Consider the following 12,261-nt stretch of genomic DNA (forward strand, 5'->3'; position numbering starts at 1 on the left):
AACGCTGAGGACGCTGTGCCGAGTGGTTCCGCATGGGTACGGTGCCGGGGACGTGGGGGCCACGGGGCGCGCGGTCGACCGGCGTGCGCGAAGACCTGGACCATCGGGAGCGGGGCGGGGTATGGCGGGGCTGGGTATGGCCGGGACGGAGCCGGAACCGGGACCGACGGAAGCGGGACCGGAATCGACGGAGCCGAAGCCGGACCACGACGCGGCGGAACCGCTCACCGCGCTCTCCCTGCCCGCCCAGCTGATCATCGCGGTGGGCATCGCGGTCGCCGCCGTCGCCGCCGCGATCCACCTCTCGGCGGCCTTTCTGGCCGTCTCACCGCCCAACACCCTCACCAAGCGGCACGGCGCGGCGATCGACGACTACATCTATCCGGAGTTCGAACGGGTCTGGAAGCTCTTCGCCCCCAACCCGCTCCAGCAGAACATCGCCGTCCAGGCCCGCGCCGAGATCCGCACCCGCGAGGGAGGCACCGCGACCACCGGCTGGCGCGACCTCTCGGCCCAGGACGGGGCGGCCATCCGCCACAACCCGCTGCCCAGCCACACCCAGCAGAACGAGTTGCGCCGCGCCTGGGAGTTCTACGTCGGCTCGCATGACGCGCAGGAGCGGCCGCAGGGCATGCGCGGCAGCCTCTCCGAGCAGTACATCCGCCGGATCGTGATGCTCCGCTTCGGCGGCGAGGAGGACGGCGGTGCCGTGGAGCGAATACAGGTGCGCTCCGCGACCACTCCGGTGGCCCCGCCGTCCTGGAGCGACGAGAAGATCGACACCAAGACGATCTACCGGACGCTGCCGTGGTGGACGGTGACCACCGATGACATCCCGGAGGCGAAGAGCCGGTGACCCCCTCCGCCCGCCTCCAGACCGCCGTGGCGCAGGGCTACGCCCGCGTCACCGGAGCCGCGCTCGGCCCCCGGCAGAGCGCCGTGGTGCGCATCGGCTTCTCCTTCACCTGGCTGCTCTTCCTGGTGCGCGAATGGCCGCACCGCCGGGAGCTGTACGGGCCGGACGGTCCGTGGAACTGGGACATGGCCGCGCGGCTGATCGATGGCAACCGCGCCTTCAGCGCGCTCATGTGGTCCGACGGCGGGGTGTGGTTCGAGGTCGTCTACGCCCTCGCCCTCGTCTCCAGCGCGCTGCTGCTGGTGGGCTGGCGCACCCGCACCATGTCCGTGCTGTTCATGATCGGGGTGCTGTCGCTGCAGAACCGCTCCATCTTCGTGGGGGACGGCGGCGACAATCTCATCCATCTGATGTCGATGTACCTGGTGCTGACCCGGTGCGGTCGGGTGTGGTCGCTGGACGCGCGCCGGGCGGCCCGGCAGGCGGACCGCGAGGGGCCGTCGCGCGACACCACCGGCATCGTGCTGTGGGCCGTCACCGGGACCGCCCTGCTCTGGGTACAGCTGCTCACCGACGCCCGGCTCTCCCTGACCTCCGACGGCCCACTGCCCGGACTGGGCTGGGCCACCGTCCTGTGGGGGCTGTGGATCGTCCAGGCCGGCTGGTGGCTCGTCCAGCGTTACGCACCGGGGGAGCCGCGCACCGTTCTGGACGCGCTCGCCAATGTGGCGCACAACGGGGCCCTGGTGGTGATCATGGCCGAGGTGTGTCTGCTGTACGCCACGGCCGGCTGGTACAAGATCCAGGGCTCGCGCTGGCAGGACGGCACCGCCCTCTACTACCCGCTGCATCTGGACTACTTCTCGCCCTGGCCGGGGCTGACCGACCTCATGGCGTCCAGTGGCACCCTGGTGATGGTGCTGACCTACGGCACGGTCATCGTCCAGGTGGCCTTCCCGTTCACCCTGCTCAACCGGCGGGCCAAGAACGTGATGCTGGTCCTGCTGATGCTGGAGCACCTCGGCATCGCCGTGATGCTGGGGCTGCCCTTCTTCTCGCTCGCCGTGATCGCGGCGGACTCGGTCTTCCTGCCGACGAACTTCCTGCGCTGGGCCGAGGGGCGGCTGGGCCGGGCCCGGGACCGGCTGACGGCGCGTGCGGTGTGGCTGCCGGGGCAGCGGGTGCGGGAGAGCGACGGGAAACCCGCGGCCGACACCCTCGTACGCTGGGGGAATGATCGATGACGAGGCCGCGCAGGCCGTACGGCACTGGCGCGCGACGGCCCCCGAGACCGTCCTGCTCGACGGCTTCCACGCGCTGAAACACGCGCTGCGCTTCGGCGCGGACGTGCGCGCCGCGGTCACCAGCGACAAGGCGGCCGCCGTGGAACTCGCCGAGGGCCTTGCCGACGATCTCACCGAGACGATCGCGGATCTCCTGGTGGAGGTGGAGGCCGGGACCCTGCGCGATCTGGTGCCCAGGGCGCACCCCACACGGGTCGCCGCGCTGGCGGTACGGCGCGGCCGGCAGGGCAATCTGGACGAGCTGTCCAAGCGGCCCCGGACTGCCCCGGTGGTCGTCCTGGACAACCCCCGCAACCTGGGGAACGTCGGCGCCGTGGTCCGGCTCGCCGCGGGCTTCGGGGCCACCGGCGTGGTCACCACCGGCGATATCGATCCCTGGCATCCGAACGCGGTGCGGTCCGGCGCCGGGCTCCACTTCGCCACCGCGGTCGAGCGGCTGCCGGGCGACGCCCTTCCGGAGGGGCCGCTGTATGTGCTGGACGCGGAGGGGGAGGACATCCGGTCCGTGACCATCCCCGATGACGCGCTGCTCGCCTTCGGCTCCGAGCGGCACGGGATCTCGCCGGAGCTGCGGAAGCGGGCCACCAGGCTGGTGGCCCTCCCCATGCGGCCGCAGGTGTCCAGCTACAACCTGGCCACCAGTGTGGCCATGGCCCTCTTCCACTGGGGCGGCCCCGATCACCCGGCCTAGGCCCCGACGCCAAGGCCCAAGGCTCGACCCGCCCCCCCGGCCCCCCGCCCCCCGAGGCCGTGTCCGCGCGGGGCGGGCGGGTTCCAGGCGGGGCGGGCGGGGCGTGTGCGGTGACACGCCCCGCGTACCGCGCCCCGGGCCGTTACTCCGCCGGGCGGCGGACCTCGATCATCCGGAAGCGGCCGGCCACGAACGCCCCGTCGCACAGGGTGGCGTTGGCCGACGGGTTGCCGCCCGAGCCGTGGAAGTCCGAGAAGGCCGCGGTCTGGTTCACATACACCCCGCCGGTCAGATTGAGCGACAGCTGGGCACACTCCTCCAGGCACGCCTCCTCGATCAGCCGCTCCGCCTCCGGTGAGGCGGTGTACGCGCCGACCGTCATCGCGCCCTTGTCCCGGGTGGTCCGGCGCAGCAGCGCGACCGCGTCCTGTGTGGAGTCGACGGCGACGGCGAAGGAGACCGGGCCGAAGCACTCGGACAGATAGGGCGCGTCCGCGTCGGCCCCCTCCCAGAACTTCCGGGCGCCGTCCGCCTTGACCATCAGCGGCGTACGGACCGTGGCGCCCGGGAAGTCGGGGTGGGTCACCGTGCGCGAGGCCAGGGCAACCGCGCCCAGGCCGGGCGCGGCCTCCAGCCGCTCCTGGACCCGCGGGCCCACGATCGCGCCCAGCAGCGCGCTCGCCCGGGCGTCGTCGCCCAGCAGCCCGTCCACCGCCGCCGCCAGGTCGGCCACCACCTCGTCGTAGGTCTTGGGACCGGCGTCGGTGGTGATGCCGTCGCGGGGGATCAGCAGATTCTGCGGGGTGGTGCACATCTGGCCGCTGTAGAGGGACAGGGAGAACGCCAGGTTGGCCAGCATGCCCCGGTAGTCGTCGGTGGAGTCGATCACCACCGTGTTGACCCCCGCCTTCTCGGTGAAGACCTGGGCCTGGCGGGCATGGGTCTCCAGCCAGTCGCCGAAGGCGGTCGAGCCCGTGTAGTCGATGATGCGGATCTCGGGGCGGACGGCCAGGACCTTGGCGATCCCCTCGTCCGGCCGCTCGGCGGCCAGCGCCACCAGATCGGGGCTGAACCCCGCCTCCTTCAGCACCTCGCGCGCCACCTGGACGGTCAGCGCCAGCGGCAGCACGGCCTGGGGGTGGGGCTTGACCAGCACCGGATTGCCGGTGGCGAGCGAGGCGAAGAGCCCCGGATAGCCGTTCCACGTCGGGAAGGTGTTGCAGCCGATCAGCAGCGCGATACCGCGCGGGACGGCCGTGAACGTCTTGCGCAGGCGCAGCGGGTCGCGCTTGCCCTGCGGCTTGGACCAGTCCGCGGCGCCGGGGGTGCGGGTCTGCTCGGCGAACGCGTACGCCACCGCCTCGAGGCCGCGGTCCTGGGCGTGGGGGCCGCCGGCCTGGAAGGCCATCATGTACGCCTGACCACTGGTGTGCATGACGGCCTGGGCGAACTCATGCGACCGGGCGCCGATCCGGGCCAGGATCTCCAGACACACCATGGCCCGCGTCTCCGGGCCGGCCTCCCGCCAGGCGGACATCCCCGCCCGCATCGCCGGGAGGAGCACATCGAGGTCCGGATGCGGATACTCCATGCCCATCTCGACGCCGAACGGCGAGACTTCGGAGCCCGTCCAGCCGTCGGTGCCCGGCTGGTCCAGCTCGATGCGCCGGCCGCGCAGCGCCTCGAACGCGGCCTGGCCCTCGGCGACGCTCAGGCTCGGGCGCCCGCTCTCGCCCTCGCCGCCGTAAGCCTTCGGGTGCTCGGGGTGCGGGGACCAATAGGCGCGGGTACGAATCGCCTCCAGGGCCTGGTCGAGGGTGGGGCGGTGCTCTTGCGTCAACTGCGCGGTGGTGAGTGCGGCGGTCACGACTGACCAACTCCTCGTCGAGCTGGGGCTGGGCTGGAATGGGCGACAGAGTTAGAGTAACCGAACGATCGGTCGGGACAAGAGGGCCTGGCGAACCTGTGGATAACTTCGTCGAAAAGGATCTGCGGCATGACTGCGAGCGACCGTGGGATCGACCGCGCCGGCGTCGTCGCCGTCATCGGCACCGGCACGATGGGCCAGGGGATCGCCCAGGTGGCGCTGGCCGCGGGCCATCCCGTGCGGCTCTACGACGCGGCGCCCGGCCGTGCCTCCCAGGCCGCCGACGCCATCGCGGCCCGGCTCGGCCGGCTGGTCGCCAAGGAACGGCTCACGGCCGCCGACCGTGACGCGGCCCTCGGCCGGCTCGCCCCGGTCGCCGACCTCGCGGACCTGGCCGAGGCGGAGCTGGTGGTCGAGGCGATCCTCGAGGAACTCGGCGCCAAGCAGCAGCTGTTCACCGCGCTGGAATCGGTGGTCTCCGACGGCTGTCTGCTCGCCACCAACACCTCCTCCCTCTCCGTCACGGCCGTCGCGGGCGTCCTGCGCCGTCCCGGCCGCCTCGTCGGTCTGCACTTCTTCAATCCGGCCCCGCTGATGCCGCTGGTGGAGGTGGTGCGCGGCGCCGCCACGGACGCGGCCGCCGCCGACCGTGCCCACGCGACCGTCGCGGCCTGGGGAAAGACCCCGGTGCGCTGCGCCGACACCCCCGGATTCATCGTCAACCGGATCGCCCGTCCCTTCTACGCCGAGGCGTTCCGGGCGTACGAGGAGCGAGCCGCCGGCCCCGCCACCCTGGACGCCGTGCTGCGGGAGTCCGGCGGCTTCCGGATGGGCCCCTTCGAGCTCACCGACCTGATCGGCCAGGACGTGAACGAGGCCGTCACCCGATCCGTGTGGGAAGCGCTGTTCCACGATCCGAAATTCACGCCGTCGCTCGCCCAGCGGCAGCTCGTGGCCGCCGGACGGCTCGGCCGCAAGACGGGGCACGGCTGGTTCGACCACTCCGAGGGCGCCGGGCGGCCCGCCCCGCACACCGCCGAGCCGTGCGAGCCGCCCGCGAAGGTAGCCCTCCACGGCGACCTGGGGCCGGCGCAAGGGCTGGTGGGCCTCATCGAGGAGGCGGGCATCCCGGTGACCCGCGAGCCCGTCGGGGGACATCTCGCCCTGCCCGATGGCACCCGCCTGTCCCTGACCGACGGCACGACCGCCACCGACGATCCCTTCGCCGCGACGGTCCGCTTCGACCTGGCGCTGGACTACCGCACCGCCGCCCGTGTCGCCCTCGCCCCGTCCCCGGCCGCCACCGAGGAGTCCCTGCGGTCCGCGATCGGCCTGTTCCAGGCGCTCGGTAAGGCGGTCAGCGTGGTCCAGGACGTCCCCGGCATGGTCGTGGCCCGCACGGTCGCGATGCTCGTGGACTTCGCCGAGGACGCCGTCGCACGCGGCGTGGCGAGCCCCGAGGACGTGGACATGGCCATGGTGACGGGGGTCAACTACCCGCGCGGACCGCTGGCCTGGGGGCGCGCGCTCGGCGCCCGCTGGGTGCGCGACACGCTGCGCAACCTCCACCAAGCCTGTCCGACCGGCCGCTACGCGCCCTCCCAGGCGCTGATCCGGCGTGCCGCCGCCGATGAGAGGCTGCTCTAATCATGACCATGGCCAAGCGCGACACCTACACGCCCGAATCGCTGCTCGCGGTCGCCGTGGAGGTGTTCAACGAGCGTGGCTACGACGGCACCTCCATGGAGCACCTCTCCCGAGCCGCCGGGATCTCCAAGTCCTCCATCTACCACCATGTGAAGGGCAAGGAGGAGCTGCTCCGGCTCGCCATAAGCCGTGCGCTGGACGGGCTGTTCGGCATTCTCCAGGAGCCCGCCGCACGCGACGGGCGGGCGATCGAGCGGCTGGAGCATGTGACCCGGCGCACCAGCGAGGTGCTGATGGAGGAGCTGCCCTACGTCACCCTGCTGCTGCGGGTCCGGGGCAACACGGACACCGAGCGGTGGGCCATGGAGCGGCGCCGGGAGTTCGACCACCAGGTCGCGGAGCTGCTCAAGCAGGCGGCGGCCGATGGCGACCTGCGGTCCGATGTGGACGCCCGGCTGGCGACCCGGCTGCTCTTCGGCATGATCAACTCCATTGTGGAGTGGTACCGGCCGGGCCGCGGCGGGGCCGCGACCTCCCAGGAAGTGGCCGAGGCCGTGGTCCGTACGGCCTTCGCGGGCCTGCGCACGGAGCGCTGAGCGCTCCAGCCCCCACTACGGCTCCGAGTCCAGCTCCGTCTCCTCGAAGACCAGCAGCGTCCGGGTGCTCAGCACTTCCGGTATGGCCTGGATCCGGGTGAGGACCAGCTCGCGCAGCGAGCGGTTGTCCTCGGTGTGCACCAGGAGCAGTACATCGAAGTCCCCGCTGACCAGGGCGATGTGGGCGGCACCGGGGAGCCGGCGGAGCTGCTCGCGCACGGTGCGCCAGGAGTTCTGGACGATCTTCAGCGTGATGTATGCGGACGCGCCCTGCCCGGCCCGTTCCTGGTCCACCCGGGCGCTGAAGCCCCGGATCACCCCGTCGTCGATCAGGCGGTTGATCCGGGCGTAGGCGTTGGCGCGCGAGACGTGCACCTGCTCGGCCACGGAGCGTATGGAGGCACGGCCATCCGTTCGGAGCAGACGCAGGATGTCGTGATCGATGGCGTCCAGAGGGCGTGCCGGGGGTTTGCCGTCCGGATTGGCCATCTGTTCGCCCCGCATATCGTCCCGCCTCCCCTTCATGGACGTCCTGTCTTCATCACAGGCGCTGCAGAACCGTTTGTCCACAGGCTTGGGTCGCCTGTAGCCAAAATGCGTCAACGACCGAACAATCGGTAGGGGGAGGGCGATGCCGCACGGCACGTCCCGCCCTCCCGCCGTACGCCACGCCCAGGAGGTCGCGACATGACGGTCCTTGAGCAGCCCGGTGCCTACCGGCCCACTCCCCCGCCCGGCTGGCAGCCCCGCGTCGAGGCCGCGCCGCTGCTGCCCGACGCGGAGCCGTACCGCCTGCTGGGCACCGCCGCTGCCGCCGACATCTCCCCCGATCTGCTGACCCGGCTCCACCGCGAGCTGGTGCGCGGCCGCCGGTACAACGCCCAGGCCACCGCCCTCACCCGGCAGGGCCGGCTGGCCGTCTATCCCTCCTCCACCGGGCAGGAGGCCTGCCAGGTCGCGGCCGGGCTGGTGCTGGAGGACCGCGACTGGCTCTTTCCCAGCTACCGCGACACCCTGGCCGCCGTGGCCCGCGGGCTCGACCCCGTCGACGCCCTGACCCTGCTGCGCGGCGACTGGCACTCCGGCTACGACCCCCACGAACACCGCGTGGCCCCGCTGTGCACCCCGCTGGCCACCCAGCTGCCGCACGCCGTCGGCCTCGCCCACGCCGCCCGCCTCAAGGGCGACGATGTCGTGGCCCTCGCCCTGGTCGGCGACGGCGGCACCAGCGAGGGCGACTTCCACGAGGCCCTCAACTTCGCGGCCGTCTGGCACGCCCCGGTGGTCTTCCTGGTCCAGAACAACGGCTTCGCGATCTCCGTCCCGCTCGCCAAGCAGACCGCCGCGCCCTCCCTGGCCCACAAGGCGGTCGGGTACGGGATGCCCGGCCGTCTCGTCGACGGCAATGACGTGGCCGCCGTCCACCAGGTCCTGGCGGAGGCGGTGCGCCGGGCCCGCGGCGGAGGTGGCCCCACCCTGGTCGAGGCGGTCACCTACCGCATCGAGGCCCACACCAACGCCGACGACGCCACCCGCTACCGCCCCGACTCCGAGGTCGAGGCGTGGCAGGCACACGACCCGATAGCGCTCCTGGAGGACGCCATGCGGGATCGCCGTCTGCTGGACGACGAGGGAGTCCGGGCCGCCCGGGAGTCCGCGGAGCGGCTCGCCGCCGATCTGCGCACGCGCATGCACCAGGACGCGGTCCTCGACCCCATGGAGCTCTTCGAGCACGTCTACGCCGACCGGACCAGCCAGCTGCGCGAGCAGGCGGCCCAGCTTCGCGCGGAGCTCGACGCCGAGGCCGGCGACTCCGGGAAGGGGGAGTGATGACCACCGCCATCGGGGCCGACACCGCCCGTAAGCCCGCCACCATGGCCCAGGCCCTCGGCCGCGCGCTGCGCGACGCCATGGCCGCCGACCCGTCCGTCCATGTCCTCGGGGAGGACGTGGGCACCCTGGGCGGCGTCTTCCGGATCACCGACGGGCTCGCCAAGGAGTTCGGCGAGGACCGCTGTACGGATACGCCGCTCGCCGAGGCGGGCATCCTCGGCACCGCCGTGGGCATGGCCATGTACGGGCTGCGGCCGGTGGTCGAGATGCAGTTCGACGCCTTCGCGTACCCGTCCTTCGAGCAGCTCATCAGCCATGTCTCGCGGATGCGCAACCGCACCCGGGGCGCGATGCCGATGCCGATCACCGTCCGGGTGCCCTACGGGGGCGGCATCGGCGGTGTCGAGCACCACAGCGACTCCTCCGAGATCTACTACATGGCCACCCCCGGCCTCCATGTCGTCGCCCCCGCGACCGTCGCCGACGCCTACGGGCTGCTGCGCGCCGCCATCGCCTCCGACGACCCCGTGATCTTTCTTGAGCCCAAGCGGCTGTACTGGTCCAAGGCCGACTGGTCGGCCGACGCCCCCGAGCAGGTGCCGCCGATCGGGCGTGCGGTGGTGCGCAGGCCCGCCACCGGTGGCCGGCGCAGCGCCACCCTGATCTCCTACGGCCCCTCCGTGCCGGTGTGCCTCGAAGCCGCCGAGGCGGCCCGGGCCGAGGGCTGGGATCTGGAGGTCGTCGATCTGCGCTCGCTCGTCCCCTTCGACGACGACACGGTGTGCGCCTCCGTGCGCCGCACCGGCCGCGCGGCCGTCGTCCACGAGGCCACCGGCTTCGGCGGGCCCGGCGGGGAGATCGCGGCCCGGGTCACCGAGCGCTGCTTCCACCATCTGGAGGCGCCCGTGCTGCGGGTCGCCGGATTCGACATCCCCTACCCGCCGCCCATGCTGGAGCGGCACCATCTGCCCGGTGTGGACCGGGTGCTGGACGCCGTCGCCCGGCTGCAGTGGGAGTCGGAGTGGACCGAGGGGAGCGCCGTCTGATGGCTGTCGTACGGGAGTTCACCCTGCCCGATCTGGGCGAGGGGCTGACCGGCGCCGAGATCGTGCGCTGGCTGGTCCAGGTCGGTGATGTGGTCGCGGTCGACCAGCCGGTGGTCGAGGTCGAGACGGCCAAGGCGATGGTGGATGTGCCGTGCCCCTACGGCGGCGTGGTGACGGCCCGTTACGGCGAGGAGGGCGCGGAGGTGCCGGTCGGGGCACCGCTGATCACCGTCGCCGTGCCGGAGGGCTCGGACGACGGATCCGCTCCACCGGTCACCGAGAGCGCGGCCGACGGCGGATCGGGCAATGTGCTGGTCGGCTATGGCACGGCCGGTCCCGCCGCGCGGCGCCGCCGCGTTCAGCTCTCCCCCGGGCCGCTGCGCGAGACGGTGGCGGTGGCCCCCGCCGGGCCCCTGCCGGTGATCTCGCCCCTGGTACGGCGGCTGGCCCGGGAGCATGACGTGGATCTGCGCCGGCTCAAGGGATCGGGCCCCGAGGGGCTGATTCTGCGGGCGGACGTGGAGCGAGCGGTGGCGGCTCCCGCACCCGCGGCCGCGCCATCCTCAGCACCCGCCCCCGCACCCGAGGCCGCCTCGGAGGGGGAGCGGATTCCGCTGCGCGGGGTGCGGGGCGCCGTGGCCGACAAGCTCGCCCGCAGCCGGCGCGAGATCCCCGACGCGACCTGCTGGGTGGACGCCGACGCGACCGAACTGCTCGCCGCCCGCGCGGCGATGAACGCCGCGGGCGGGCCCAAGGTCTCCGTGCTCGCCCTCCTGGCCCGTATCTGCACGGCGGCCCTGGCGCGCTTCCCCGAGCTCAACGCCACGGTGGACATGGAAGGCCGGGAGATCATCCGGCTCCCCGACGTCCACCTCGGCTTCGCGGCGCAGACCGACCGGGGCCTGGTGGTCCCCGTGGTGCGCGGCGCGCAGACGCGGACCATGGAGGGGCTGTCCGAGGAGATCGCCCGGCTGACCGAGGCCGCGCGGACCGGGACCCTCGCCCCCGCGCAGCTCACCGGCGGCACCTTCACCCTGAACAACTACGGGGTCTTCGGGGTCGACGGCTCGACCCCGATCATCAACCACCCCGAGGCGGCGATGCTCGGGGTCGGCCGGATCGCCCCGAAGCCCTGGGTGCACCAGGGGGAGCTGGCGGTGCGCCAGGTGGTGCAGCTCTCGTTCACCTTCGACCACCGGGTGTGCGACGGGGGCACCGCCGGCGGATTCCTGCGGTACGTGGCCGACTGCGTGGAGCAGCCCCTGGTGTTGTTGCGACGGCTGTAGCGGATGCCCGGCGGCGCCATACTCATGGGGTGACTCCAGGTGCGTATGACGCGGTGATCCTGGCCGGGGGCGCCGCCCGGCGGCTCGGTGGGATGGACAAGCCCGCACTGCGGGTGGGCGGGCGAGCCCTGCTCGACCGGGTGCTGGACGCCTGCCGCGGCGCCGGGCGGACCGTCGTGGTCGGCCCGCGCAGGCCCACGGTGCGGCCCGTGCGGTGGGCCCGGGAGGAGCCCCCCGGTGGCGGCCCGGTCGCGGCCGTCGACGCGGGCGTCCGCCAGACCACCGCCCCGGTCGTCCTCGTCCTCTCCGCCGATCTGCCCTTCCTCACCCCCGAGACGGTGGAGACCCTCCTCAACGGCATCCAGGGCACCGAAGGCGCCGTCCTCATCGACTCCGACGGCCGCGAGCAGCCCCTCGTCGCCGCCTACCGCGCCGAGCCGCTGCGCCGCGAGATCGCCCTCCTCGCCACCGAACACGGCGGCCTCGGCGGGCTGCCCCTGCGCCTCCTCGTCTCCGAGCTGGCCCTGGCCCGCCTCCAGCACCCCACGGCGTCGTTCGACTGCGACACCTGGGAGGACATCACCACGGCTCGAGCGCGGATCAGGGAGCATGGACGCGTGTTGGACGAATGGATTACCGCAGTCAAGGCCGAGCTCGGGATCGACCTGGATGTCGACACCGCGGCGCTACTCGATCTGGCCCGTGACGCCGCACATGGCGTCGCCCGGCCCGCAGCCCCACTGACCACCTTCCTCGTCGGCTACGCCGCGGCACAGAAGGGCGGCGGCCCGGAGGCACTGGCCGCCGCGACCGAGAAGGCCGCGGCGCTGGCCGCGCGTTGGGCCGAGGAGCAGTGACACCACGCAACCCCCGGGACGGGGACCCGCTCGATCGAGAGGTCGACGAGGCGCTGGCGCTGGCCAACGAGGCGGAGCCCGCACCGGAGGGCCCCGGGTACTCCGACGAGGAGGACTGGGCGGACGCGGCCCTCAACCTGGCCAACGGCCGCCCGGACCGGCCCGCCCCGGAACGAGGCCGCGGCGACAGCGCCGACTCGACCGGCACGGACTGGGCCGAGACCGCGCTCGACCTGGCCCATGAGCGGCCGGGGAAACGGCGGGAGAGCCGCGAGGAG

General features: G+C 73.0%; 11 protein-coding genes. 9 read left to right on the forward strand and 2 right to left on the reverse strand.

Features of this window, described 5'->3' with window-relative positions:
• Positions 1 to 121: 121 nt before the first annotated feature.
• From BLV72_RS17045 to BLV72_RS17055, 3 genes are read left to right on the forward strand one after another with little or no spacing between them, the layout of a single operon-like run.
• Positions 122 to 856 (forward strand): DUF5819 family protein, encoded by a 735-nt coding sequence (locus tag BLV72_RS17045; protein WP_093463239.1) that lies wholly within the window; start codon positions 122 to 124, stop codon positions 854 to 856.
• A complete protein-coding gene (locus tag BLV72_RS17050) occupies positions 853 to 2,100 on the forward strand; it encodes an HTTM domain-containing protein (protein WP_093463240.1) in 1,248 nt (415 codons plus the stop codon). Before BLV72_RS17045 ends, BLV72_RS17050 begins: the two co-directional genes overlap by 4 nt.
• The gene (locus tag BLV72_RS17055; RefSeq protein WP_093463242.1) at positions 2,090 to 2,851 is read left to right on the forward strand and encodes a TrmH family RNA methyltransferase; all 762 of its coding nucleotides are present in this window, start codon (positions 2,090 to 2,092) and stop codon (positions 2,849 to 2,851) included. Before BLV72_RS17050 ends, BLV72_RS17055 begins: the two co-directional genes overlap by 11 nt.
• Before the next feature lie 142 nt (positions 2,852 to 2,993).
• Here BLV72_RS17055 and paaN read toward each other — a convergent pair whose 3' ends face one another.
• Entirely contained in the window at positions 2,994 to 4,718 is a 1,725-nt protein-coding gene (gene paaN / locus BLV72_RS17060; RefSeq protein ID WP_093463243.1) for a phenylacetic acid degradation protein PaaN, read from the reverse strand.
• Positions 4,719 to 4,847: 129 nt separating this feature from the next.
• Between paaN and BLV72_RS17065 the strand changes: the two genes are divergently transcribed.
• Positions 4,848 to 6,365: a 3-hydroxyacyl-CoA dehydrogenase gene (locus BLV72_RS17065; RefSeq protein WP_093463244.1), complete on the forward strand. Its 1,518-nt coding sequence runs from the start codon at positions 4,848 to 4,850 to the stop codon at positions 6,363 to 6,365.
• Positions 6,366 to 6,367: 2 nt separating this feature from the next.
• Complete coding sequence (locus BLV72_RS17070; protein ID WP_093463246.1) at positions 6,368 to 6,961, forward strand: TetR/AcrR family transcriptional regulator; 594 nt, start codon at positions 6,368 to 6,370, stop codon at positions 6,959 to 6,961.
• A gap of 15 nt (positions 6,962 to 6,976) precedes the next feature.
• Here BLV72_RS17070 and BLV72_RS17075 read toward each other — a convergent pair whose 3' ends face one another.
• Positions 6,977 to 7,465, reverse strand: coding sequence for an Lrp/AsnC family transcriptional regulator (locus BLV72_RS17075; protein WP_093463247.1), 489 nt, complete (start codon positions 7,463 to 7,465; stop codon positions 6,977 to 6,979).
• A 183-nt stretch (positions 7,466 to 7,648) separates the two neighbouring features.
• Here BLV72_RS17075 and pdhA point away from each other — a divergent pair, with 183 nt between their 5' ends.
• From pdhA to BLV72_RS17095, 4 genes are all read left to right on the forward strand, one after another.
• Positions 7,649 to 8,791 (forward strand): pyruvate dehydrogenase (acetyl-transferring) E1 component subunit alpha, encoded by a 1,143-nt coding sequence (pdhA, locus tag BLV72_RS17080; RefSeq protein ID WP_093463249.1) that lies wholly within the window; start codon positions 7,649 to 7,651, stop codon positions 8,789 to 8,791.
• A complete protein-coding gene (locus BLV72_RS17085) occupies positions 8,791 to 9,840 on the forward strand; it encodes an alpha-ketoacid dehydrogenase subunit beta (RefSeq protein ID WP_093463250.1) in 1,050 nt (349 codons plus the stop codon). The genes pdhA and BLV72_RS17085 overlap by 1 nt, the downstream gene beginning before the upstream one ends.
• Positions 9,840 to 11,126 (forward strand): dihydrolipoamide acetyltransferase family protein, encoded by a 1,287-nt coding sequence (locus BLV72_RS17090; protein WP_093463252.1) that lies wholly within the window; start codon positions 9,840 to 9,842, stop codon positions 11,124 to 11,126. Before BLV72_RS17085 ends, BLV72_RS17090 begins: the two co-directional genes overlap by 1 nt.
• 92 nt (positions 11,127 to 11,218) lie before the next feature.
• Positions 11,219 to 11,983 (forward strand): DUF6457 domain-containing protein, encoded by a 765-nt coding sequence (locus BLV72_RS17095; protein ID WP_244321407.1) that lies wholly within the window; start codon positions 11,219 to 11,221, stop codon positions 11,981 to 11,983.
• Positions 11,984 to 12,261: the final 278 nt, after the last annotated feature.

This window comes from Streptomyces melanosporofaciens, assembly GCF_900105695.1.
GTDB classification, from domain to species: Bacteria; Actinomycetota; Actinomycetes; order Streptomycetales; family Streptomycetaceae; genus Streptomyces; species Streptomyces antimycoticus.

Coding starts and splice junctions, on each gene's coding strand:
- BLV72_RS17045 (WP_093463239.1), top strand. CDS start 122: ATGGCGGGGCTGGGTATGGCCGGGACGGAGCCGGAACCGGGACCGACG.
- BLV72_RS17055 (WP_093463242.1), top strand. CDS start 2,090: ATGATCGATGACGAGGCCGCGCAGGCCGTACGGCACTGGCGCGCGACG.
- BLV72_RS17065 (WP_093463244.1), top strand. CDS start 4,848: ATGACTGCGAGCGACCGTGGGATCGACCGCGCCGGCGTCGTCGCCGTC.
- BLV72_RS17070 (WP_093463246.1), top strand. CDS start 6,368: ATGACCATGGCCAAGCGCGACACCTACACGCCCGAATCGCTGCTCGCG.
- BLV72_RS17075 (WP_093463247.1), bottom strand. CDS start 7,465: ATGCGGGGCGAACAGATGGCCAATCCGGACGGCAAACCCCCGGCACGC.
- pdhA (WP_093463249.1), top strand. CDS start 7,649: ATGACGGTCCTTGAGCAGCCCGGTGCCTACCGGCCCACTCCCCCGCCC.
- BLV72_RS17085 (WP_093463250.1), top strand. CDS start 8,791: ATGACCACCGCCATCGGGGCCGACACCGCCCGTAAGCCCGCCACCATG.
- BLV72_RS17090 (WP_093463252.1), top strand. CDS start 9,840: ATGGCTGTCGTACGGGAGTTCACCCTGCCCGATCTGGGCGAGGGGCTG.
- BLV72_RS17095 (WP_244321407.1), top strand. CDS start 11,219: ATGGACAAGCCCGCACTGCGGGTGGGCGGGCGAGCCCTGCTCGACCGG.